Source organism: Streptomyces sp. NPDC003027 (genome assembly GCF_053591435.1).
This window is the reverse complement of record NZ_JBSFTU010000034.1, coordinates 17,954-39,253: the sequence shown is the minus strand read 5'-3', so window position 1 is coordinate 39,253 and position 21,300 is coordinate 17,954. Positions and strand designations below refer to the sequence as shown.

The 21,300-nt window shown below is 70.7% G+C and carries 22 protein-coding genes; 6 read left to right on the top strand and 16 right to left on the bottom strand.

The window, feature by feature from the left end:
- Positions 1-6: 6 nt before the first annotated feature.
- A complete protein-coding gene (locus tag ACWDX6_RS22685) occupies positions 7-1,041 on the top strand; it encodes an LLM class flavin-dependent oxidoreductase (RefSeq protein WP_451486701.1) in 1,035 nt (344 codons plus the stop codon).
- A 146-nt stretch (positions 1,042-1,187) separates the two neighbouring features.
- Here ACWDX6_RS22685 and ACWDX6_RS22680 read toward each other — a convergent pair whose 3' ends face one another.
- Positions 1,188-1,580 (bottom strand): SCO5389 family protein, encoded by a 393-nt coding sequence (locus ACWDX6_RS22680; RefSeq protein WP_015036224.1) that lies wholly within the window; start codon positions 1,578-1,580, stop codon positions 1,188-1,190.
- Positions 1,581-1,809: 229 nt separating this feature from the next.
- Between ACWDX6_RS22680 and nucS the strand changes: the two genes are divergently transcribed.
- Positions 1,810-2,490, top strand: a complete 681-nt coding sequence (gene nucS / locus ACWDX6_RS22675; RefSeq protein ID WP_451486700.1) for an endonuclease NucS — start codon at positions 1,810-1,812, stop codon at positions 2,488-2,490.
- Between the two features lie 73 nt (positions 2,491-2,563).
- On the opposite strand, the gene ACWDX6_RS22670 is transcribed toward nucS, so the two are convergent.
- From ACWDX6_RS22670 to ACWDX6_RS22660, 3 genes are all read right to left on the bottom strand, one after another.
- On the bottom strand, positions 2,564-5,137 hold the full coding sequence (locus ACWDX6_RS22670) for an ATP-binding protein (RefSeq protein WP_451486699.1): 2,574 nt from the start codon (positions 5,135-5,137) through the stop codon (positions 2,564-2,566).
- A gap of 272 nt (positions 5,138-5,409) precedes the next feature.
- The gene (locus ACWDX6_RS22665; RefSeq protein ID WP_019889522.1) at positions 5,410-5,733 is read right to left on the bottom strand and encodes an STAS domain-containing protein; all 324 of its coding nucleotides are present in this window, start codon (positions 5,731-5,733) and stop codon (positions 5,410-5,412) included.
- Positions 5,734-5,871: 138 nt separating this feature from the next.
- Positions 5,872-6,720 carry a 3-hydroxyacyl-CoA dehydrogenase family protein gene (locus ACWDX6_RS22660; protein ID WP_403288552.1) on the bottom strand — a complete coding sequence of 283 codons (849 nt, stop codon included), beginning with the start codon at positions 6,718-6,720 and terminating at the stop codon, positions 5,872-5,874.
- Between the two features lie 190 nt (positions 6,721-6,910).
- On the opposite strand from ACWDX6_RS22660, the gene ACWDX6_RS22655 reads away from it, so the two are divergent.
- Positions 6,911-7,483: a cob(I)yrinic acid a,c-diamide adenosyltransferase gene (locus ACWDX6_RS22655; protein ID WP_451486698.1), complete on the top strand. Its 573-nt coding sequence runs from the start codon at positions 6,911-6,913 to the stop codon at positions 7,481-7,483.
- Here ACWDX6_RS22655 and ACWDX6_RS22650 read toward each other — a convergent pair.
- Entirely contained in the window at positions 7,403-8,041 is a 639-nt protein-coding gene (locus tag ACWDX6_RS22650) for a hypothetical protein (RefSeq protein ID WP_451486697.1), read from the bottom strand. The two genes, ACWDX6_RS22655 and ACWDX6_RS22650, sit on opposite strands and share 81 nt — an antisense overlap.
- Positions 8,042-8,193: 152 nt before the next feature.
- On the opposite strand from ACWDX6_RS22650, the gene ACWDX6_RS22645 reads away from it, so the two are divergent.
- From ACWDX6_RS22645 to ACWDX6_RS22635, 3 genes are all read left to right on the top strand, one after another.
- Positions 8,194-9,390 carry a sensor histidine kinase gene (locus ACWDX6_RS22645; RefSeq protein WP_451486696.1) on the top strand — a complete coding sequence of 399 codons (1,197 nt, stop codon included), beginning with the start codon at positions 8,194-8,196 and terminating at the stop codon, positions 9,388-9,390.
- Positions 9,387-10,040 (top strand): response regulator, encoded by a 654-nt coding sequence (locus ACWDX6_RS22640; RefSeq protein WP_451486695.1) that lies wholly within the window; start codon positions 9,387-9,389, stop codon positions 10,038-10,040. The genes ACWDX6_RS22645 and ACWDX6_RS22640 overlap by 4 nt, the downstream gene beginning before the upstream one ends.
- A 138-nt stretch (positions 10,041-10,178) precedes the next feature.
- On the top strand, positions 10,179-12,038 hold the full coding sequence (locus ACWDX6_RS22635) for a glycosyl hydrolase family 18 protein (protein WP_451486694.1): 1,860 nt from the start codon (positions 10,179-10,181) through the stop codon (positions 12,036-12,038).
- Here the strand turns inward: ACWDX6_RS22635 and ACWDX6_RS22630 are convergent.
- The 11 genes from ACWDX6_RS22630 to ACWDX6_RS22580 all read right to left on the bottom strand — a co-directional run bounded on the left by ACWDX6_RS22630 (position 12,035) and on the right by ACWDX6_RS22580 (position 21,144).
- Entirely contained in the window at positions 12,035-12,751 is a 717-nt protein-coding gene (locus ACWDX6_RS22630) for a 4'-phosphopantetheinyl transferase family protein (protein WP_451486693.1), read from the bottom strand. The two genes, ACWDX6_RS22635 and ACWDX6_RS22630, sit on opposite strands and share 4 nt — an antisense overlap.
- A 54-nt stretch (positions 12,752-12,805) precedes the next feature.
- Complete coding sequence (locus tag ACWDX6_RS22625) at positions 12,806-13,252, bottom strand: DUF2550 domain-containing protein (protein ID WP_451486692.1); 447 nt, start codon at positions 13,250-13,252, stop codon at positions 12,806-12,808.
- Between the two features lie 127 nt (positions 13,253-13,379).
- On the bottom strand, positions 13,380-13,754 hold the full coding sequence (locus ACWDX6_RS22620; RefSeq protein WP_356891436.1) for a F0F1 ATP synthase subunit epsilon: 375 nt from the start codon (positions 13,752-13,754) through the stop codon (positions 13,380-13,382).
- Between the two features lie 109 nt (positions 13,755-13,863).
- Positions 13,864-15,306: a F0F1 ATP synthase subunit beta gene (gene atpD / locus ACWDX6_RS22615; protein WP_451486691.1), complete on the bottom strand. Its 1,443-nt coding sequence runs from the start codon at positions 15,304-15,306 to the stop codon at positions 13,864-13,866.
- Entirely contained in the window at positions 15,306-16,223 is a 918-nt protein-coding gene (locus ACWDX6_RS22610; protein ID WP_451486690.1) for a F0F1 ATP synthase subunit gamma, read from the bottom strand. The genes atpD and ACWDX6_RS22610 overlap by 1 nt, the downstream gene beginning before the upstream one ends.
- 20 nt (positions 16,224-16,243) lie before the next feature.
- Positions 16,244-17,842, bottom strand: a complete 1,599-nt coding sequence (gene atpA / locus ACWDX6_RS22605) for a F0F1 ATP synthase subunit alpha (RefSeq protein ID WP_451486689.1) — start codon at positions 17,840-17,842, stop codon at positions 16,244-16,246.
- A gap of 133 nt (positions 17,843-17,975) precedes the next feature.
- Complete coding sequence (locus ACWDX6_RS22600) at positions 17,976-18,791, bottom strand: F0F1 ATP synthase subunit delta (protein WP_451486688.1); 816 nt, start codon at positions 18,789-18,791, stop codon at positions 17,976-17,978.
- Positions 18,788-19,330 (bottom strand): F0F1 ATP synthase subunit B, encoded by a 543-nt coding sequence (locus ACWDX6_RS22595; protein ID WP_403288536.1) that lies wholly within the window; start codon positions 19,328-19,330, stop codon positions 18,788-18,790. The genes ACWDX6_RS22600 and ACWDX6_RS22595 overlap by 4 nt, the downstream gene beginning before the upstream one ends.
- A 42-nt stretch (positions 19,331-19,372) precedes the next feature.
- The gene (gene atpE, locus ACWDX6_RS22590; RefSeq protein ID WP_137993321.1) at positions 19,373-19,603 is read right to left on the bottom strand and encodes an ATP synthase F0 subunit C; all 231 of its coding nucleotides are present in this window, start codon (positions 19,601-19,603) and stop codon (positions 19,373-19,375) included.
- Positions 19,604-19,692: 89 nt separating this feature from the next.
- Complete coding sequence (gene atpB / locus ACWDX6_RS22585) at positions 19,693-20,502, bottom strand: F0F1 ATP synthase subunit A (RefSeq protein ID WP_403288533.1); 810 nt, start codon at positions 20,500-20,502, stop codon at positions 19,693-19,695.
- 225 nt (positions 20,503-20,727) lie between these two features.
- Positions 20,728-21,144 carry a hypothetical protein gene (locus ACWDX6_RS22580; protein ID WP_451486687.1) on the bottom strand — a complete coding sequence of 139 codons (417 nt, stop codon included), beginning with the start codon at positions 21,142-21,144 and terminating at the stop codon, positions 20,728-20,730.
- Between the last annotated feature and the right edge of the window lie 156 nt (positions 21,145-21,300).

The window sequence follows — 21,300 nt, the reverse complement described above, 5'->3', positions numbered from 1 at the left end:
AAGGCGATGCGCGTAGGTACGTTTGTTCTGGCCGCCCAGTTCCCGGGGCAGGGCCAAGGTGAGGCGCTGCACCGGGCGGTGCGGACGGCCGAGGTGGCCGAGGAGGCGGGGCTCGACTCCGTCTGGCTCGCCGAGCACCATTTCGTTCCGTACGGCGTCTGCCCGTCGGCCGTGACACTGGCCGCGCTGCTGCTGGGCCGCACGCGCCGTCTCCGGGTCGGCACGGCGGTGAGCGTGCTGCCGACCGTCCACCCGGTCGCGCTGGGTGAGCAGGCCGCGCTGCTGCATCTCACCTCCGGCGGCCGGTTCACCCTCGGGGTGGGGCGCGGCGGGCCGTGGGTCGACCTGGAGGTGTTCGGCGCGGGCCTCGACGCGTACGAGCAGGGCTTCCCGGAATCGCTCGACCTGCTGCTGCGCTGGCTGTCCGAGCCCCAGGTCGGGGCCCAGGGCGAACGATTCGCCTTCCGTGAGGTCGCCGTCGTGCCGCGCCCCGGCGAGCTGATCGGCGGGGATGCCGGGCCCGAGGTGGTCCTCGCCTGCACCTCCCCCAAGAGCGTCCGGCTCGCCGCCGAGCGCGGGCTTCCGATGCTGCTCGGGATGCACTGCGGCGACGAGGAGAAGGCCGAGATGGTGGCCGCCTGGGGCCGCCAGGCCCGGGAGGCGGGCCGCACCCCGGACGAGATCGCCCGGATCGGCGCCGGCCATGTGTCGGCCGGTGTCGCCCAGCTCGCGGACCGCCGGGCGGACGCGGCCGAGGCGCTGGTCAAGGCGATGCCGGGCTGGCTGAAGCAGGGGCTGGACGCCCATGTCACGGTGGACGGCCGGCACCGCTCGATGCGGGACCCCGTCGCGTACACGGAGCTGCTGTGCGCGCTGCACCCGGTGGGCACGCCACGGCTCGCGGCGGACCGGCTCGCGGCGACCTCGGAGCGCACCGGCATCACACGCTTCGCGCTGCTCGCCGAGGGCTCGGGCGACCTCGCGGCCACCGAGGAGAACGTACGGCGCCTGGGCGCCGAGGTGCTGCCGCTGCTGGCGTAGGGGGTGAAGGGTCATCTCGGTTGTCGCGGGGGGGGCGCCGGGGCCCGGCAGGAGCCGGGAGGCGGATCCCCGGGGCCGGATGCCGCCGCTCCGGCATCTGTCGCATCGTTCGGGTCTCCCCCGATGCGGAGCGGCAGCACCACGCCTCAGCAGTCGCGCAGTTCCGGCGACTGGTTGAGCAGCTGGCCGCGTACGGAGGTGAAGCGGGCGAGCCGCTCGTCCACCGAGGGGTCCAGCGGGAAGACCGCCACACGGTGGCAGTTCTGGAAGGCCAGACGCACACCGAAGTGGCGCTGCAGCGCACCCCGGATCGCATCACTCGCGAGTGCACGCAAAAGCTGACCACGTGCCTGCTCGTTCGGCGGCGGCGTCTGGTTGTCGGCGAACTCTCCGCCGTCGACCTTCAGCTGAGCCACCAGAGAACTGATCATCTCCCATGCGTAGGGCAGGGAGGTCCGGACGCAGTCGACGAAGTCGGCTTCGTCGACCTCGCCTCGCTCGGCCTGTTCCAACAGGGCCGGTGAGACGTCGAGCGACATGGGTTCTCCTCTCGCGACCCCGACGGACGGGGTCTTACGGGCAGGGATGGAGGACCCTCCGCGCGACACGCTGCGTGCACGAACGGCGACCTCCTGCTTCCACGGTAAGCGCGCCGTCCGGAGCGCACCAGGAGAATGGGAGCACAACCGGCCAATAACCGACGGGTGTTGGGCGGGCGTTAAGAGCCGAATCGCGCGGAAGAGCGCTCGTCTTGTAGCGTTGCCGACCATGCGTCTCGTCATCGCCCGTTGTTCCGTGGACTACGCGGGCCGGCTCACCGCCCACCTGCCCTCCGCGCCCCGTCTGATCCTGGTCAAGGCAGACGGCAGCGTCTCCATCCACGCGGACGACCGGGCGTACAAACCGCTCAACTGGATGTCCCCGCCGTGCACGATCAAGGAGTGCGTCGACGGTGAGGCCGGTGAGGCCGGCACCTGGACCGTGGTGAACAAAGCGGGCGAGAAACTGATCATCACGATGGAGGAGATCCTCCACGACTCGTCGCACGAGCTGGGTGTCGACCCGGGTCTCATCAAGGACGGCGTGGAAGCGCACCTCCAGGAGCTCCTCGCCGACCGCATCGAGACCCTCGGCGACGGTCACACGCTGATCCGCCGCGAGTACCCGACGGCGATCGGCCCGGTGGACATCCTGTGCCGTGACGCCGACGGGGGGACGGTCGCGGTGGAGATCAAGCGGCGCGGCGAGATCGACGGCGTGGAGCAGCTGACCCGCTATCTGGAGCTGCTGAACCGTGACCCGCACCTCGCGCCGGTGAAGGGCGTCTTCGCGGCGCAGGAGATCAAGCCGCAGGCGCGGGTGCTGGCGACGGACCGCGGCATCGAGTGCGTGGTGCTGGACTACGACGCGCTGCGGGGCATCGAGGACGACAAGCTGCGGTTGTTCTAGACGGTACGGGTACGGCGACGGCCCCGGGTGCGTGAACGCGCCCGGGGCCGTCGCCGTGCTGTCGCCGGGGCCGTCAGGCGGGGGTGCCGGTGGAGGGGGTGCCGCCGTTGGGCGCTGAGGCGGTGTTGCTGGGGCCCTGGGTCTCCGTACCGGTGGGGGTCGGAGACGGCGATGTCGTGCCCGTCTCGGTCGCTGTCGGGGACGGCGTCGTCTTCGTGGGCGTGGGCGTCGGCTTCGTGGTGGGGGTCAGCGTCGGGCGGGGCTTGCCCGGTGCGGTCGTCGTGGGGGCGCCCGGCGCGGGGCTGGTCGTGGTCTGCCCGGCCGGGGAGGACGGGGTCCCCGCCGTGCCGGTCGCGCCGGGGACGCCGGGAGTGGCCGAGCCGGTGGCGCTCGGCGAGGGCGAGTCCGAGGGGCTGCCCGTCGCGTCCTCGGTCGGCTCCTGCGCGTCGAGGCCGTCGTCGGCGCCGCCCTCCTCGCCGGTGGTGTGGTCGGAGGTGACCCGGTTGTTGGCCGGGTCGTCGCCGTCGCCGGAGGTGGCCCCGATGGTCACGACCGTGCCGAGCACGGCGGCGAGGAGCGCGCCGGTGCCGACGGCGACCAGGTTGCGGCGGGCTCCCGCGAGGATGCCCCAGCGGGCGCCGGGGCGCCGCTCGTCGCCGCCCGTGGGGCCGTCGGGGCGGCTGATCAGCGTCGGGCCGTCGTTCGCGAAGGCCGGGAACGCGGCGACGGGTGCGGGCGCCGGCGTGGGTGCGGCGGCGGGCGTGGGGGCCTGCTTGGCGAGGACGGCCGGGATGCCGCGGGGCGGGGAGAGGGGTTCCGCGGGCCGTACGACGGCCGGCTCGTCGCCCCCCGGCGCCCGGTCGCCGGGCATCGGGCGGTCCGCGCGGTCGGCGACCAGGGCGAGGGCCCGGCGGCCGGCGACGGTGCCGCGCTTGTCGGCGAGGGCTCCGCGCAGGGCGATGGACGCCTCCAGTTCGGCGCGGGCCCGCTCCAGGTTTCCGGAGCAGAGCGCGAGGACGCCCAACTCGTGGTGGAAATAAGCTTCTTCTGCGACCTCTCCGGCGAGGCGGGCGGCCTCCTGACCGCTGCGCAGGGCGCGCTCCCAGGCGCCCCAGTGCAGTCCGGCGGCGAAGGCCGGCGCGGCGCTGCGGGCGAGGAGGACGGCGGTGGCGGGGTGCTCGGGGCCCTTTCCCGGGACGAGCACCGACAGCGCGGCGAGCAGGGCGTCGGACTCGGCGACCGCGCGCCCGGGGGTGACGGAGGGGTGCCCGGCCCACCAGGCGTAGTGCTGGGCGACGGCGTGGGCGCGGTCGGCGGCGTCCGATCCGTAGCCCTGGGCGGCGAGCTGGGTCAGGACGCCGGCGGCGAGGCGGTAGCGGCTGCCGACCGGGGAGAGCAGTCCGCAGCCCATGAGCTCGCCGAGGGCGGCGTCCGCGTGGGTGTCGCCGACGAGGGCGGGGAGGTGGGCCTGGTGCGGCACCTCGCCGCCGAGGGCGACGGCGTACCGCAGGGCTTCCTGGGCGGAGTGGCTGAGCCGCGAGGCGAGCAGGGCGGCCGGGGCGGCGCCCTCGCCGAGGCTCGGCAGCGGTATGTCGCGCACGTCGACGTCGGCCGCCTCGTCGGGGTCGGTCGCGGCGGGGGCGGCCGGGGTGCCGAAGGCGTCGGCGAGGGCGCCGAACGCGTCGAACTCGGCGGGTTCCTCCGCCTGGGTGCCGAAGGCGTCGAACTCGGCCGGGGTGGCCCGGAGCCGGTCGCGCTGGCGGAGCAGCGCGCCGGCCTGGACGAAGCGGAGCGGCAGTCCCTCGGACTCGAACCAGAGGTCGCCGGCCCAGTTGGCCTCGTCGTCGGTGAGGGTGCGGCCGACGACGTTCTCCAGGAGCTCCACGGCGGAGGCGCGGCCCAGGCCGCTGAGGGAGACCTCTTCGAGGTGGGCGCCGGCGGAGGGCGCCGGCACGTCGGGGGTGGCGGCGAGCAGGAAGGCGCACTCGGGGGCGGCGGTCAGCAGCTCGTCGAGGGTGGCGCCGCCGAACTCCAGGTCGTCGACGACGACGACCGCGCCGATCTCGTGGACCAGTGCGAGCAGGGCGGGGCGGTCGGGCCGGTGGTCCGGTGCGTGCTGGACGGTGGCGAAGAGTTCGTACAGCAGCTCGGTGGGGGTGCGGTGGTGGCCGGAGAGGCGTACGACACCGTCGGGTGCGAGGCCGGCGCAGTCGCCGGCGACGGCTTCGAGGAGCGCGGTGCGTCCGGATCCCGCGGGGCCGGTGAGGCGGACCGAGCGGCCTCGGGCGAGGAGCTGGACGAGCCGTTCACGCTCCTCCTGCCGTTCGAGGAGCGGGAGGCGCGGTGCCGCGGGGCCCGGCGGTACGGGCGGGGCGGTGGCGCGGGCCGCTTCGGCGCGCTCCTCGGGGGTGCGGCGGCGGGACGGTGCGGGCTGCTCCCCCGGCGGGCAGGCCTCGATCTCGCTGCCGTCCACCGGGTTGACGGTGAGGAGCAGGTCGCCGGAGACGAGGCGGGCGGTGCGGGCGCGCGTGGGCGTCGCGGCCGGGCCGCGCTCGGAAGCGCCGCCGCGGGCGCCGTGGGCGTCGCCGCCCTCGCTGTCGTGCCCGTCCTGGCCGTACTCTTCCGGCCCCCGGTTCATCGGGTCCATGTTCAAAGCTCCCAAAAGCGGTGCGCGCCGAAGCCCCTCCCGGCCGATCTGCACGCTCGCTGTCGCTTCTGGTCCGGTGCCCGCCGGGTGGGTCCGTCAAAGGGCGGGCGACCGAACCCTAGACCTTCCGCGAGGATCCCGGGAAGGCCGGGGCCCCGGCCCGCCCAAGACGTCACGGTCTTGTGAGGATTGGACCGTGACGCCGGGTTCACACAGCGGCTTCACAGGCGGTACGACGGCGCTTCATGCCGCGGCCCGGCCCCGCCGCGCGCTCACACGCGGGGGAGGGACTCCGCGGCGAGGCCGCCTTCGATGGCGAGGATGCGGTGCAGCCGGGTCGCGACGAGCAGGCGCTGCATCTGGGGCGGCACCCCGCGCAGCACGAGCCGGCGGCCGCAGCGGCCGGCCCGGCGGTGCGCTCCCATGATGACCCCGAGACCGGTGGCGTCCCAGGAGTCGAGACCGGTCAGGTCGAGCACCAGATCGCCGACTCCGTCGTCGACGGCCGAGTGCAGGACCGTACGGGCGTCCGCCGCGCTGCGGACGTCGAGGCGGCCCCCGACGACCAGCTCGGCATGGTCGCCCCTGATGTGCATATGCGCTCCCCGGGAGTGCTCCGTCTTTGCAACAACTGACTGCCGTCGGCGCAGAAGCGTTGCGCCTTGTAAGCGAACTGATACCGAATTCACCCTGTGGGGTGATGGCGGAACGACCGCCGGGACTCGGCGGGCGGTTCAGTGCTTGTAGAAGCCCTGCCCGCTCTTGCGGCCGATGTCACCGGCGTCCACCATCCGGCGCATCAGCTCCGGCGGTGCGAACTTCTCGTCCTGCGACTCGGTGTAGATGTTTCCGGTGGCGTTCACCAGGATGTCGATGCCCGTCAGGTCGGCCGTGGCGAGCGGGCCCATGGCGTGGCCGAAGCCCAGCTTGCAGGCGGTGTCGATGTCCTCGGCGGTCGCCACACCGGATTCGTAGAGCTTGGCCGCCTCGACGACGAGCGCCGAGATGAGCCGGGTGGTGACGAAGCCGGCCACGTCGCGGTTGACGACGATGCAGGTCTTGCCGACGGACTCGGCGAACTCCCGTGCGGTGGCGAGGGTGGAGTCGGCTGTCTTGTAGCCGCGCACCAGCTCGCAGAGCCGCATCATCGGGACCGGTGAGAAGAAGTGGGTGCCGACGACGGACTCCGGTCGCTCCGTCGCCGCCGCGATCTTGGTGATCGGGATGGCGGAGGTGTTGGAGGCGAGAACGGCGCCGTCCTTGGCGATCTTGTCGAGCGCGCGGAAGATCTCGTGCTTCACCTCCAGCTTCTCGAAGACGGCCTCGACGACGATGTCGGCGTCGGCGACCGCGTCGAGTTCGGTGGTGGCGGTGATCCGGCCGAGGGCGGCCTCGGCGTCGGCGGCGTCCAGCGTGCCCTTGGCGACGAAGCGGTCGTACGACGCCTTGATGCCGTCGGTGCCACGCGTGAGGGCGGCGTCGGTGACGTCACGCAGGACGACGTCCCAGCCCGCCTGGGCGGAGACCTGCGCGATTCCGGACCCCATGAGTCCGGCCCCGATGACGGCGAGCTTCCTGGCCACGATGTCCCACCCCTTAACGCCTGTTCACTTCCGGCTCCTCGGCGGAGATTAGCGGGCGGGAGCCGTGATGTGACCGCTAAGTAATGCGCGTCACGCCAGGTTTGACGGACGTCACACTCACGGCACGCCCGCGCCGTGACGGTGGGCACACGGAGGGCCCGTGGGGGCGGGGCCTCACTACGCTGGGCTCATGGTCAATCTGACGCGCATCTACACCCGTACCGGCGACCAGGGCACCACCGCCCTCGGCGACATGAGCAGGACCGCCAAGACCGATCTGCGGATCTCGGCCTACGCCGACGCCAACGAGGCCAACGCCGTCATCGGCACGGCCATCGCCCTCGGGCAGCTCGACGAGGAGGTCGTGAAGGTCCTCGTCCGCGTCCAGAACGACCTGTTCGATGTCGGCGCGGACCTGTCCACCCCGGTGGTCGAGGACCCGAAGTATCCGCCGCTGCGGGTGGAGCAGTCCTACATCGACAAGCTGGAGGCGGACTGCGACCGCTTCCTGGAGCAGCTGGAGAAGCTGCGCTCCTTCATCCTGCCGGGCGGCACGCCCGGTGCGGCCCTGCTGCACCAGGCGTGCACGGTGGTCCGGCGTGCGGAGCGCTCCACGTGGGCGGCGATCGAGGTGCACGGCGAGACGATGAACCCGCTGACCGCCACCTACCTCAACCGGCTGTCAGACCTGCTCTTCATCCTTGCGCGGGTGGCGAACAAGGAGGTCGGGGACGTGCTCTGGGTCCCGGGCGGGGAGCGCTGACGGCCGCTGCCCTTCCGGCTCGGCCTCCGGGGCCTTCCCGGGCCAGAGGGCGTAGCTGAGGGCGATCAGGCCGTGGATGCCGACGGCGCGCCAGGCGCCGTGCATCCAGGCCTTCAGCGAGAACGTGGCGCCGTCGCCGCCGACGTACCACATGGCGCCCAGGAGCAGGGCGGTGGCGACCGCGCCGCCGATCAGCGTGCCGAACCAGATCGCGCCCTCGTGGCGGGCGCGGGCCATGCCGTGGCTCGGGGGCTTTTGCGGCGGCGGGCCGCCGGCGAGGCGGTGGGCGGCGTGGCCGTCGAGCCACTTCACGGTGCGGTGGCCGTGGCCCGCGGTGTAGCCGATGTACAGCGCGGCGAGGCCGTGCTTCCAGTCCGGAGCGGCGCCGTTCTTGAGGTCGATCGCCGTCACCACGAGCAGCACGACCTCCAGCAGCGGCTCGCACAGCAACAGCGCCATGCCGAGGCGCGGCATTTTCAGCAGGTAGCGGGTCGCGAGTCCGGCCGCCAGCAGCACCCAGAACCCGACCTCGCAGATCACGATCGTCCAGACGATCACGGCGGACTCTCCTCTCGGTTCCTTCTCAGCGTCCCGTGCCGTCGCGGCCGATTCGTCGTCGCCGGTGAGGACGTACGACTACATCCTTCGACGGAGACGCGGATCGGCCCGGACGGCGACGTCCCACCGGGTCGCACCGTGTTGGATGGCCTGTGACACTCCCCCGCCCCCACCGCGTCGACCTGCTCATCGCCGCTTGCGGCCTGGCGTGCGGGTTGCTGCTGTGGGGCTTCGGCATGGTCGTCCGGACCGACGTGCTGATCGAGGCGCGCTGGGCGGTCCTGGTCCCGCTGCTGGTGATGACGGCGACGGAGACGGTGCGCCGCACCCTGCCGCGCACCGCGCTGCTCGTCGGCACCCTCGCCGTCGTCGCGAACGAGCTGACGTACGGCAACATCGCCACCATCCTGATGTTCACGGACGTGGTCTACGCCGCCGTCGTGTACGGGCCGCCCGCTTCGGCCCGCCGCATCCCGTACACCACCGGGCTGATCACGGTCGGCATCACCATCGGCTTCCTGGTCTGGTGGCAGAACGCGATCGCGCTCCTGATCGGCGTGGCCAGCGGCATCATCTGCTTCCTGCCCGCCCTGACCGGCGCGGTGGTGCGCAACCACCGGCAGGCCGCCGACGCGGCCCGGCTGCGCGCCGAACAGACCGCGCTGCTCGCCGAGATGGACCGTACGCAGGCGGTGGTCGCCGAGCGGGCCCGGATGGCCCGCGAACTGCACGACATGGTCGCCAACCATCTGTCCGCGATCGCCATCCACTCCACCGCCGCCCTGTCCCTGGACGACGCGGCGACCACCCGGCAGGCGCTGACCGTCATCCGGGAGAACAGCGTGGCGGGCCTGGCGGAGATGCGCCGGCTGATCGGCCTGCTGCGCGACAGCGGCGGCGGCGACGAGCCGGCCGCCGCGCCCACCCTCGCCGGCGTCGACGCGCTGGTCGCGCGGGCCCGGACGAACGGGCGAGCCAGCGGGCTGACGTTCTCCCTGGAGGACACCCGGGATCCGGAGGGCCCCGCGCTGCCCGCGCCCGTGGAGCTCGCGGCGTACCGGATCGTGCAGGAGTCGCTGACGAACGCGCTCAAGCACGCCCCGGCCGGGCCGGTCGTGGTGGCCCTCGCCCGGGACGAGCGGACGCTGCGGGTGCTGGTCACCAGCCCGTTCGGGGACCGGCCAGGGCCGCGCGCGCCGGGTTCGGGGGCCGGGCTGGTCGGGATGCGGGAGCGGGTCGCGCTGCTCGGCGGCACGTTCGAGGCCGGCCCGGCCGGCTCGGCGGACGGCACGAAGATCTGGCAGGTGCGGGCGGAGCTGCCCGCCGAGGAGAGGGCGTCGGAGGGATGACGATCCGGGTGCTGGTCGCGGAGGACCAGAGCGCGGTACGGGCGGGGCTGGTGCTGATCCTGGGCAGCGCCCCGGACATCCAGGTGGTCGGGGAGGCGGCGGACGGCGAGCGGGCGGTCGCGCTCGCCCGGGAGCTGCGGCCGGACCTGGTCCTGATGGATGTGCAGATGCCCCGGATGGACGGGGTGACGGCGACGGGGCTGGTGGTCTCCGAGGGCCTGGCCGATGTCCTGGTGCTGACCACCTTCGACCTGGACGAGTACGTCTTCGGGGCGCTGCGCGCCGGGGCGGCGGGCTTCCTGCTGAAGAACACGGAGGCGAAGGACCTGACCGAGGCGGTACGGACGGTGGCGCGCGGCGAGGGGCTGATCGCGCCGGCGGTGACCCGGCGGCTGATCGCGGAGTTCGCGGCGCCGAGCCGTCCGGCGCGCGCCGCGGGCGCCGCGGATCCCTCCGTGCTCTCCGTACTGACCCCGCGGGAGCGGCAGGTGCTCTCGGCGCTCGGTGACGGTCTGTCGAACGCGGAGATCGCGGTACGGCTCGCCATGGCGGAGGCGACCGTGAAGACCCACGTCAGCAAGGTCCTGGGCAAGCTGGAGCTGCGCAGCAGAGTGCAAGCGGCGGTCCTGGCCCAGGAGTTGGGCGTGTGATCCGGGACTGACCCCCTCTCACCGACGTTGGTCTGGACCTCTTGACGATTGGTCCAGACCTTCCTACGCTCGCGGGGCGCGCACGCAGTTCACGGACCACCACCCCCACCTTGTCCGTCCGCAACGTGAGGAGCACCGTTGAGCACTCAAGCACCGACGCGCAGAACAGGGTTCAGACACCGGGCCGCCGCCGGTCTGACCGCCCTGATCCTGCCCCTGGCCGCGATGGTCGGCCTCGCCGCACCCGCCGAGGCGGCCACCTCCGCCACCGCCACGTACACCAAGGTCTCCGACTGGGGCTCCGGCTTCGAGGGCAAGTGGACGGTGAAGAACACCGGAACCACCACCCTGTCCTCCTGGACCGTCGAGTGGGACTTCCCCTCCGGCACGGCCGTCACCTCCGCCTGGGACGCCACCGTCACCAGCTCCGGCACCCACTGGACCGCCAAGAACGTCGGCTGGAACGGGACGCTCGCCCCCGGCGCCACGGCCTCCTTCGGCTTCAACGGCTCCGGCTCCGGCGCCCCCAGCGGCTGCAAGATCAACGGAGCCTCCTGCGACGGCTCCACCCAGCCCGGTGACCAGGCACCCTCCGCCCCCGGCACCCCGGTCGCCTCCGACGTCACCGACACCTCCGTCAAGCTGACCTGGAAGGCCGCCACCGACGACAAGGGCGTCAAGAACTACGACGTCCTGCGCGGCGGCACGAAGGTCGCCACGGTCACCGGACTCACGTACACCGACACGGGCCTGACCGCCGGCACCGACTACAGCTACACGGTCGTGGCCCGCGACACCGCCGACCAGACCGGACCGGCCAGCGGCGCGGTCAACGTGCGCACCACGGGCGGGGGCCCCGGCCCCGGCCCGGGTCCCGGCCCCTCCTCCACCGTGAAGCTGGGCTACTTCGCCAACTGGGGCGTCTACGGCCGCAACTACCACGTCAAGAACATCGTGACGTCCGGCTCCGCGTCGAAGATCACGCACATCAACTACGCCTTCGGCAACGTCACCGGCGGCAAGTGCACCATCGGCGACGCCTACGCCGACTACGACAAGGCCTACACCGCCGACCAGTCCGTCGACGGCGTCGCCGACACCTGGGACCAGCCGCTGCGCGGCAACTTCAACCAGCTGCGCAAGCTGAAGAAGGCCTACCCGCACATCAAGGTGCTCTGGTCCTTCGGCGGCTGGACCTGGTCCGGCGGCTTCGGCCAGGCCGTGCAGAACCCGACCGCCTTCGCCCAGTCCTGCTACGACCTGGTCGAGGACCCGCGCTGGGCCGACGTCTTCGACGGCATCGACCTGGACTGGGAGTACCCCAACGCCTGCGGTCTGTCCTGCGACACCAGCGGCCCGGCGGCGTTCAAGAACATGATGCAGGCCATGCGCGCCAAGTTCGGTACGAACAACCTGGTCACCGCGGCCGTCACGGCCGACGCCTCGGCCGGCGGCAAGATCGACGCCGCCGACTACGGGGGCGCCGCGCCGTACATGGACTGGTTCAACGTGATGACGTACGACTTCTTCGGCGCCTGGGCGGCGAAGGGCCCGACGGCCCCGCACTCCCCGCTCACCTCCTACCCCGGCATCCCGCAGGCGGGCTTCAACTCCGCCGAGGCGATCGCCAAGTTCAAGGCGAAGGGCGTCCCGGCGAAGAAGCTGCTGCTGGGCATCGGCTTCTACGGCCGCGGCTGGACCGGTGTGACGCAGAAGGAGCCCGGCGGCACGGCGACCGGCCCGGCGGCGGGCACGTACGAGCAGGGCATCGAGGACTACAAGGTCCTCAGGAACTCCTGCCCGGCCAACGGCACCGTCGCGGGCACCGCCTACGCGCACTGCGGCACCAACTGGTGGAGCTACGACACCCCGGCGACGGTCACGTCCAAGATGTCCTGGGCCAAGAACCAGGGCCTGGGCGGCGCGTTCTTCTGGGAGTTCAGCGGTGACACCGGCAACGGCGAACTCGTCGGCGCCATCAACAGCGGGCTGAACTAGCCGAGCGGCCGGCGGGGGCGGCGCAGCACGCCGTCCCCGTCGTGCCGGACGACCCGGCACTCCCGACCGAGTACGGCGACGGCGGCACGGTGGCCGTCGCCCGCCTCGACGTCGTACAGCCGCACCGGCGGGTGCGGCTGTACGCGTTCCCCCCAGGACAGCAGCGCCGCCGGCCGGTGCGGGGCGGAGACGGTCAGCGTCCCCGGATGGACCCGCAACCCCTCCCCCGTCGCCTTCAGCACGGCCTCCTTGCGGACCCAGTACGCGGTGAAGGCCGCCGGCCGTACGGAGACCGGCAGCCGCGCCAGCTCCGCCCGCTCCCCGTCGGAGAGCACCACCAGCGGCGGCTCGTCGAGAGCGGTGATCTCCTCGATGTCGACGCCGACCGGGGCGTCCCCGGTCACGGCGACGGCGACGTACTCCCGCGCGTGGGAGAGCGAGAACTCCAGCGGAGCGCCGGACAGGCACGGTTTGCCGTACGGACCGGCGCCGAAGGCGAACGCCGCCGGATCACCCCCGAGCACCTCGGCGAGCACCAGCCGCAGCAGCGCGTGCGCGGTCAGATACGACGCGCGCGGGACACCGGGGCGGAAGCCCTCGTACCTCTCCCGCTCGGCGGCGTCGAGCAGCCCGAGCAGTCCGGGCGCGGGTACGGAAACGGCCCGGGCGGTCCACACATGGCACTCACCGGGCCGTAAAGGATCAGGCGACATTCACTCTCCCCCGGACTTCGTCCGGCGGGACCCCCATCCCACGAGAAACCACTGTCAAGCCACATTGACGCGTTGGCCGGGCGGCGCCGCCTCCAGCCAGGCGAGGAAGCCGGTCAGCGCGTCCTCGCTCATCGCCAGCTCAAGCCGGGTCCCCCGGTGCATACAGCCCTGGATCACGGCGTCGGAGAGCAGCGCGAGCTCCTCCTCGCCCTCGGGCATCCGGCGCTCCAGGACCTCGATCGACGAGCGCTCCAGGACCCTGCGCGGTCGGGGCGCGTACGAGAAGACTCGGAACCAGGCGACCTGGTCACCGCTGTAGCGGGCGACGCCGTACACCCAGCCCTTGCCCGACGGGTCCGGCTCCTCGGGGACGTTCCACCGCAGCGAACAGTCGAAGGTGCCGCCGGCCCGCTGGATCAGTCTGCGCCGCAGGCCGAAGACGAAGAGCCCGATCACCAGCAGTGCGACGACCAGGCCGCCCACGAGCAGAGCGAGGAACATCTTCACCGACCTCCTCGCTGCGTCCCGTAACCGAATACACCTTGTATACGCATCGCCTCAGCCGCGACACGGTCTGGATGATTCCAGGCCGTGCCGCGGCTGAGGGCACAACTCTCGGCGCGGTCCGCTAGCGGACCGCTACCGCGCGCAGCCGGACATCGGCGCGACGCTCGGCGGCGGCGTCCGACTCCGACTTCGCGCGCTCCAGCGCGCGCTCGGCGCGCTGGGCGTCGATCTCGTCCGCCAGCTCGGCGATCTCCGCGAGCAGAGACAGCTTGTCGTCGGCGAACGAGATGAATCCACCGTGCACGGCGGCGACGACAGTGCTGCCCTCGCTCGTACGGATGGTCACCGGGCCCGACTCCAGCACACCGAGCAGCGGCTGGTGGCCGGGCATGACGCCGATGTCGCCGGAGGTGGTACGCGCGATGACCAGGGTGGCCTCGCCGGACCAGACACTCCGGTCCGCGGCGACCAGCTCGACGTGCAGCTCAGCAGCCAAGGGTGGCTCCTCGGGTCACCACCCGGCGGTCGTGCCGGGTGTTGGGGTCAATTCTAGTGGCGTGACGAGGGGGGCGGGGACACCCGCCCCCCTCAGGAGAGCACGGGGCTCAGGAGACGCCCAGCTCCTTGGCGTTGGCCTTGAGGTCCTCAAGGCCACCGCACATGAAGAACGCCTGCTCGGGGAAGTGGTCGTACTCACCGTCGCAGATCGCGTTGAACGCGGCGATCGACTCGTCGAGCGGAACGTCCGAACCGTCCACGCCGGTGAACTGCTTCGCCGCGTGGGTGTTCTGGGACAGGAAGCGCTCGACACGGCGGGCGCGGTGGACAACGAGCTTGTCCTCCTCGCTCAGCTCGTCGATACCGAGGATCGCGATGATGTCCTGGAGGTCCTTGTACTTCTGCAGGATCCCCTTGACGCGCGTGGCGGCGTCGTAGTGCTCCTGCGCGATGTAGCGCGGGTCCAGGATCCGGGACGTGGAGTCCAGCGGGTCCACGGCCGGGTAGATGCCCTTCTCGGAGATCGGACGGGAGAGAACCGTCGTCGCGTCGAGGTGGGCGAAGGTGGTGGCCGGGGCCGGGTCGGTCAGGTCGTCCGCGGGGACGTAGATCGCCTGCATCGAGGTGATCGAGTGACCGCGGGTCGAGGTGATGCGCTCCTGCAGGATGCCCATCTCGTCCGCGAGGTTCGGCTGGTAACCCACGGCGGAGGGCATGCGGCCCAGCAGCGTGGAGACCTCGGAACCGGCCTGGGTGAAGCGGAAGATGTTGTCGATGAAGAACAGCACGTCCTGCTTCTGCACATCGCGGAAGTACTCCGCCATGGTCAGACCGGCCAGGGCGACGCGCAGACGGGTGCCCGGGGGCTCGTCCATCTGGCCGAAGACCAGCGCGGTCTTGTCCAGAACGCCGGACTCCTCCATCTCGGCGATGAGGTCGTTGCCCTCACGGGTGCGCTCGCCGACGCCGGCGAACACGGAAACGCCCTCGTGCAGCTTGGCCACACGCATGATCATTTCCTGGATGAGGACGGTCTTGCCGACACCGGCGCCACCGAACAGGCCGATCTTTCCACCCTTGACGTACGGGGTGAGAAGGTCGACGACCTTCAGGCCGGTCTCGAACATCTCGGTCTTCGACTCGAGCTGGTCGAACGCCGGGGCCTTGCGGTGGATGGGCCAGCGCTCGCTGACCTCCGCCTCGGCCGCGGGGTCGTTCAGGATCTGGCCGAGCGTGTTGAACACGCGACCCTTGGTGACGTCGCCGACCGGCACCATGATGCCGTTGCCGGTGTCGGTCACCGGGGCCTGGCGGACCAGACCGTCGGTGGGCTGCATCGAGATGGTGCGGACCAGGCCGTCACCGAGGTGCTGGGCGACCTCGAGGGTCAGCGTCTTCTTCGCGCCCTCCTCGGCCGGGTCCGGGACCTCGACGTGCAGGGCGTTGTAGATCTCCGGCATCGCGTCGACGGGGAACTCCACGTCGACGACCGGGCCGATGACCCGGGCGACGCGGCCCGTGGCGGCGGCCGTCTCAACAGTGGTCGTCATTACTTGTCACTCCCCGCGGTCGCGTCGGCGAGGGCTGCGGAGCCACCGACGATCTCGCTGATTTCCTGGGTGATTTCGGCCTGGCGGGCCGCGTTGGCAAGTCGGGAGAGGTTGTTGATCAAGTCTCCCGCGTTGTCGGTAGCCGACTTCATCGCGCGCCGCGTGGCGGCGTGCTTGGAGGCAGCCGACTGGAGCAGCGCGTTGTAGATCCGGCTCTCGACGTAGCGCGGCAGCAGGGCGTCGAGGACGTCCTCCGCCGACGGCTCGAAGTCGTACAGCGGACGGAGCGTCTCCGACTCGCCCGCCTCCTTCGCCACCTCGTCGAGGCTGAGGGGCAGCAGCCGGGCCTCGACCGCCGTCTGCGTCATCATCGAGACGAACTCGGTGTAGACGATGTGGAGCTCGTCCACGCCGCCCTCCGCCGTGTCCTTCTCGATCGCCTCGATCAGCGGAGCCGCGATCTTCTTGGCGTCCCCGTACTCCGGCTGATCCGTGAAGCCGGTCCACGAGTCGGCCAGCTTGCGCTCACGGAAGTTGAAGTGCGAGATGCCACGGCGGCCGACGACATAGATGTCGACCTGGCGGCCCTCGCTCTCCAGCTTCCTCATCAGCTGCTCCGCCGCCTTGATGGCGTTGGAGTTGAAGGCGCCGGCCAGACCGCGGTCGCTCGTGATGAGCAGGACCGCGGCACGGGTCGGGTTCTCCGCCTCGGTGGTCAGCGGGTGCTTGTCGTTCGCACCCGTGGCCACCGCCGTGACCGCGCGGGTGAGCTCGGTCGCGTACGGCGTCGACGCCTGCACCTTGCGCTGCGCCTTGACGACACGCGAGGCGGCGATCATCTCCATCGCCTTGGTGATCTTCTTCGTCGCGGTGACGGATTTGATGCGACGCTTGTAGACCCGGAGCTGCGCTCCCATGAGTCAGGTCCCTTCCGTCGTCACTTCGAGACGTTGACGGCAGCGGAAGCGTCGTCGCCCAGCAGCTTTCCGTCAGAGGTCTCGAACTGCTTCTTGAACTCCGCGATGGCGTCACCGACGGACTGCAGGGTGTCGTCCGACAGCTTGCCGCCCTCGCGGATGGAGCTCATGAGACCCGCGTGGTTCTGACGCAGGTACGCGAGGAGCTCGGCCTCGAAGCGGCGGATGTCGGCGACCGGGACGTCGTCCATCTTGCCGGTGGTGCCGGCCCAGATGGAGACGACCTGGTTCTCGGTGGGCATCGGCTGGTACTGAGCCTGCTTGAGCAGCTCGACCATGCGCTGTCCACGCTCCAGCTGGGCCTTCGACGCGGCGTCCAGGTCGGAACCGAAGGCGGCGAACGCCTCCAGCTCACGGTACTGGGCCAGGTCCACGCGGAGGCGGCCGGAGATCTGCTTCATCGCCTTGTGCTGGGCGGAGCCACCGACACGCGAGACCGAGATACCGACGTTCAGGGCCGGGCGCTGGCCGGCGTTGAACAGGTCGGACTCCAGGAAGCACTGGCCGTCGGTGATGGAGATGACGTTGGTCGGGATGAACGCCGAGACGTCGTTGGCCTTGGTCTCGACGATCGGCAGACCGGTCATCGAGCCCGCGCCCAGCTCGTCCGACAGCTTCGCGCAGCGCTCCAGCAGACGGGAGTGCAGGTAGAAGACGTCACCCGGGTAGGCCTCACGGCCCGGCGGGCGGCGCAGCAGCAGCGACACGGCGCGGTAGGCGTCGGCCTGCTTCGACAGGTCGTCGAAGACGATCAGGACGTGCTTGCCCTGGTACATCCAGTGCTGGCCGATGGCGGAGCCGGTGTACGGCGCCAGGTACTTGAAGCCGGCCGGGTCGGACGCCGGGGCGGCGACGATCGTCGTGTACTCGAGCGCGCCGGCCTCCTCCAGGGCGCCGCGCACGGACGCGATGGTGGAGCCCTTCTGGCCGATGGCGACGTAGATGCAGCGGACCTGCTTGTTCACGTCGCCCGAGCGCCAGTTGTCGCGCTGGTTGATGATCGTGTCGACGGCCAGCGCGGTCTTGCCGGTCTGACGGTCACCGATGATCAGCTGACGCTGGCCGCGGCCGACCGGGGTCATGGCGTCGACGGCCTTGTAGCCGGTCTCCATCGGCTCGTGCACCGACTTACGGGCCATCACGCCCGGGGCCTGCAGCTCGAGGGCGCGGCGGCCCTCGGTCGCGATCTCGCCGAGGCCGTCGATCGGGTTGCCGAGCGGGTCGACGACGCGACCCAGGTATCCCTCGCCGACACCGACGGAGAGCACCTCACCGGTGCGCTGCACCGGCTGGCCCTCCTCGATACCGCTGAACTCGCCGAGGACGATCGCACCGATCTCGCGCTCCTCGAGGTTGAGGGCGAGACCGAGGGTGCCGTCCTCGAACTTCAGCAGCTCGTTCGCCATGGCCGAGGGAAGACCCTCGACCTTCGCGATGCCGTCGCCGGCAACGCTTACCGTTCCGACCTCCTCGCGCGAGGCCGCGTCCGGCTGGTACGACTGGACAAAGTTCTCCAGCGCGTCCCGGATCTCCTCCGGCCGGATCGTGAGCTCCGCCATCTGGGTTCCCTGCTCTCCTTGTTGGGCCCGAAGTTTCTTAGGGGGTCTGGGGGCCGACCCCCAGGAATCTTCCGCAATCTCTGCACGGCCCAACCGGGCCGCAGGTGATGCCTTGTTCAGTTGGTGGCTGACGTCAGCCGGCCAGTCGCCGGGTCGCCTCGTCGAGGCGCTCCGCGATGGTCCCGTTGATGACCTCGTCGCCGACCTGCACCGAGATCCCGCCGAGGACCGTAGGGTCCACGTCGAGGTTCAGGTGCATCTGGCGGCCGTACAGCTTGGCCAGGACGGCACCGAGGCGCTGCTTCTGCTGGTCGGTCAACGGCACCGCCGAGGTGACGACCGCGACCATCCGGTCCCGGCGCGCCGCGGCGAGCTTGGAGAGGGACTCGAGTCCCGCTTCCAGGCTACGTCCCCGGGGCTGGGTCACGAGACGGACGACCAGGCGCTCGGTGACCGCGTGGGCCTTGCCGCCGAGCAGGCTGCGCAGCAGCTCACCCTTGGCGGACGCCGTGGCGGCCTTGTCCGTCAGCGCCGAGCGGAGCTCGGTGCTGGAGGAGACGATCCGGCCGAACCGGAACAGCTCGTCCTCGACGTCGTCCAGCGCGCCGGCCTGCTGCGCCGCGGTGAGGTCGGCGATGTTCGCCAGCTCCTCGACCGAGTCGACCAGGTCTCGCGACTGCGACCAGCGGGAACGGACCATGCCGGACACCAGGTCGGCGGTCTCCCCGCCCACCTGACCGCTGAGCAGTCGCCCGGCGAGCTCGGCCTTGGCCTCGCCCGCCTGCGCCGGGTCGGTCAGGACCCGACGCAGCGACACCTCGCGGTCGAGCAGCGCGGTGACGGCGGCCAGCTCACCGGCGAGCTTCGTCGCGTCGACAGACGTGTTGTCGATCAGCGCGTCGAGGGACTCACGTGCGGCGGCCAGTGCCTCGCGGCTCGCTCCGTTCATCGGACGGCCTCGGCCTTCTCCTCGAGCTCATCGAGGAAGCGGTCGATCGTGCGGCTCTGGCGGGCGTGGTCCTCGAGGGACTCGCCGACCAGCTTGCCGGCCAGGTCGGTGGCGAGCTTGCCCACGTCCTGGCGCAGCGAGGTCGCCGCGGCCTTGCGGTCGGCCTCGATCTGCGCGTGGCCGGCCGCGATGATCTCCTCGCGCTGGCGCTGGCCTTCCGCCTTCATCTCCTGGATGATCGCGGTGCCCTGCTCCGTCGCCTCCTGGCGAAGTCGCGCGGCCTCGTGGCGGGCCTCGGCGAGCTGGGCCTTGTACTGCTCCAGCACACTCTGGGCCTCGATCTGGGCCGACTCGGCCTTCTCGATGCCACCCTCGATGGCCTCGCGGCGCTGCTCCAGAACCTTGTTGATGTTCGGGAGGAGCTTCTTGGCGAGGAAGCCGAAGACGATGACGAAGGCGATCAGGCCGATGACGAGCTCGTCGAGATGCGGGACGAGAGGAGGCTGTTCCTCCGCCGCCGCAAGAAGCAGAGCGTTCACATCAGTGCCTTCCGTGAAAATGGGGCTGTCGTCGAATCAGGCTTAGTAAACGAAGCCCATGACGATGCCGATGAGGGCGAGCGCCTCACAGAAGGCGAAACCCATGATCTGGTTGGTGCGGATCAGGCCGGCAGCCTCGGGCTGGCGGGCGAGGGCCTGGGTGCCGTTACCGAAGATGATGCCGACGCCGACGCCGGGGCCGATCGCGGCGAGACCGTAACCGATGGAGGCGACGTTACCTTCGACGGCGGCAAGGGTCTGGAGAGCGGACATGCCGGTTCTTCCTTCTCTTTCAAGGACCCGGTGGGGGTTGGCCACCGGACGATTGTTGGATTGGGGGTGGAGCTGGATGCCGGACTGGCTCAGTGGTGCTCGGAGAGCGCGCCCTGGACGTAGCTGCACGCCAGGAGGACGAAGACGTACGCCTGGACAGCCTGGATGAAGAGCTCGAAGGCGGTCATCACGAGAACCATGACGAACGAGGTGGCGGCGTAGACGATGCCGATCTCGTTCAGCAGGTACCAGCTCGCGAGGGAGAACATCACGATCAGCAGGTGACCGGCGAACATGTTCGCGAACAGTCGGACCGCGTGGGTGAAGGGCCTGATCAGCAGGTTCGAGAAGAACTCGAGGACAACGACCAGCGGCAGGATCGGGCCGAGCGACTTGTCGTAGCCGGTGATGTTCTTCCAGCCGCCGACGAAGCCGTGCTTCTTGAAGGTCAGGCTGACCCACAGCACGTACACGATCAGGGCCAGCGCCGCCGGGAAGGCGATCAGCGAGGTGACCGGGAACTGCGCGAGCGGGATGATGGACCAGAGGTTCATGATCCAGACGAAGAAGAACAGCGACACCATGAAGGGGACGTACTTCTCGCCCTGCTTCTTGCCGATGATCTCGTAGACGATGCCGCGACGCACGAAGTCGTATCCGGCCTCGCCGACCATCTGCATCTTGCCCGGGATCAGCTTGGGCTTGGCGAACGCCGCCCAGAAGAACCCGACGACCACGAGCGAGCTGATCAGCGCGAGCAGCATGGGCTTCGTGAACTCGAAGCCGCCCCACGTGGCGATCGGCTCGTACATGAACGTGTGCAGGCCCGGCGCCGGAAAGCCACAGCCAGTGAAGATCTGGCAATCCGGGTCGAAGGCAAGCGTCTGGTCAGCACTCACCGCGGGCTCCTTCAGCGTGGCGCATAGGTACGGCAACCTCGTTGTGTCGGCGCGGCACGCAGCCGCGGGTCGGCACTGGACTGGTCTTACGGATAAGGGGGCGGCGGTTCGGCATCGTGCCTCGCGCTGGGACAGGCGTCAGCTCGGATGCCCGCGCCCGCAGTGCCGCAGTTGGCACCGGACGATAGCAGGAAGCCGAAAGCGCCTTTATCCCGGCCCTACCCCTCACGTCGACGACCCCGGCTTCTCGGGATCGTCGATGTACATGATCTTGGCCTTCATGTACGCGCGCGCCTGCGCGGCGATCCAAATGATGGTCACCGCGAGCAGGGTGAAGGCGAAGGCCTTGAAGTCGAAGAACGTGGCGTTCTTGAGCAAGGCCATCACGATGAAGAGGAGCAGCAGCTGGGCCGTGTAGAGCATCAGCCCCATGGCCTGGAACAGATGCGGGAACGACTTCGCGGTCCGCTGGAGCACCACGAGCCCGATCCCCATGAAGGCGATGACCACTACGGTGCCGAGGACGGCGCCGAGCGCGCCCTTGCCGCCGGCGACCACGCCGCTGACGGCCGCGGCGATGGCGCCGGCGGCAGCAGCGGGAATGGCGGCTGACAGAAGGATGCGTGCGTCGTTGGACGGCATGGCGGTGTCTCCGCTGTTTGCTGGTGGGGGCAGTGGTGTCGTCAGGGACGAGCGTAGGCCCGGTCCGAGGTGTGTCTCGGGGCCAAGAGGCCGTCGCACTACGGCCCTTCGGCTCTGTCGCCGGGTCTCGTGAACGGTATCACAAACTATTTGAGT

Coding starts and splice junctions, on each gene's coding strand:
- atpD (WP_451486691.1), bottom strand. CDS start 15,306: ATGACGACCACTGTTGAGACGGCCGCCGCCACGGGCCGCGTCGCCCGG.
- ACWDX6_RS22655 (WP_451486698.1), top strand. CDS start 6,911: ATGGTCAATCTGACGCGCATCTACACCCGTACCGGCGACCAGGGCACC.
- ACWDX6_RS22665 (WP_019889522.1), bottom strand. CDS start 5,733: ATGCACATCAGGGGCGACCATGCCGAGCTGGTCGTCGGGGGCCGCCTC.
- ACWDX6_RS22580 (WP_451486687.1), bottom strand. CDS start 21,144: ATGCCGTCCAACGACGCACGCATCCTTCTGTCAGCCGCCATTCCCGCT.
- ACWDX6_RS22600 (WP_451486688.1), bottom strand. CDS start 18,791: ATGAACGGAGCGAGCCGCGAGGCACTGGCCGCCGCACGTGAGTCCCTC.
- ACWDX6_RS22640 (WP_451486695.1), top strand. CDS start 9,387: ATGACGATCCGGGTGCTGGTCGCGGAGGACCAGAGCGCGGTACGGGCG.
- atpA (WP_451486689.1), bottom strand. CDS start 17,842: ATGGCGGAGCTCACGATCCGGCCGGAGGAGATCCGGGACGCGCTGGAG.
- atpE (WP_137993321.1), bottom strand. CDS start 19,603: ATGTCCGCTCTCCAGACCCTTGCCGCCGTCGAAGGTAACGTCGCCTCC.
- nucS (WP_451486700.1), top strand. CDS start 1,810: ATGCGTCTCGTCATCGCCCGTTGTTCCGTGGACTACGCGGGCCGGCTC.
- ACWDX6_RS22680 (WP_015036224.1), bottom strand. CDS start 1,580: ATGTCGCTCGACGTCTCACCGGCCCTGTTGGAACAGGCCGAGCGAGGC.
- ACWDX6_RS22685 (WP_451486701.1), top strand. CDS start 7: ATGCGCGTAGGTACGTTTGTTCTGGCCGCCCAGTTCCCGGGGCAGGGC.
- ACWDX6_RS22625 (WP_451486692.1), bottom strand. CDS start 13,252: ATGTTCCTCGCTCTGCTCGTGGGCGGCCTGGTCGTCGCACTGCTGGTG.
- ACWDX6_RS22670 (WP_451486699.1), bottom strand. CDS start 5,137: ATGGACCCGATGAACCGGGGGCCGGAAGAGTACGGCCAGGACGGGCAC.
- ACWDX6_RS22610 (WP_451486690.1), bottom strand. CDS start 16,223: ATGGGAGCGCAGCTCCGGGTCTACAAGCGTCGCATCAAATCCGTCACC.
- ACWDX6_RS22630 (WP_451486693.1), bottom strand. CDS start 12,751: ATGTCGCCTGATCCTTTACGGCCCGGTGAGTGCCATGTGTGGACCGCC.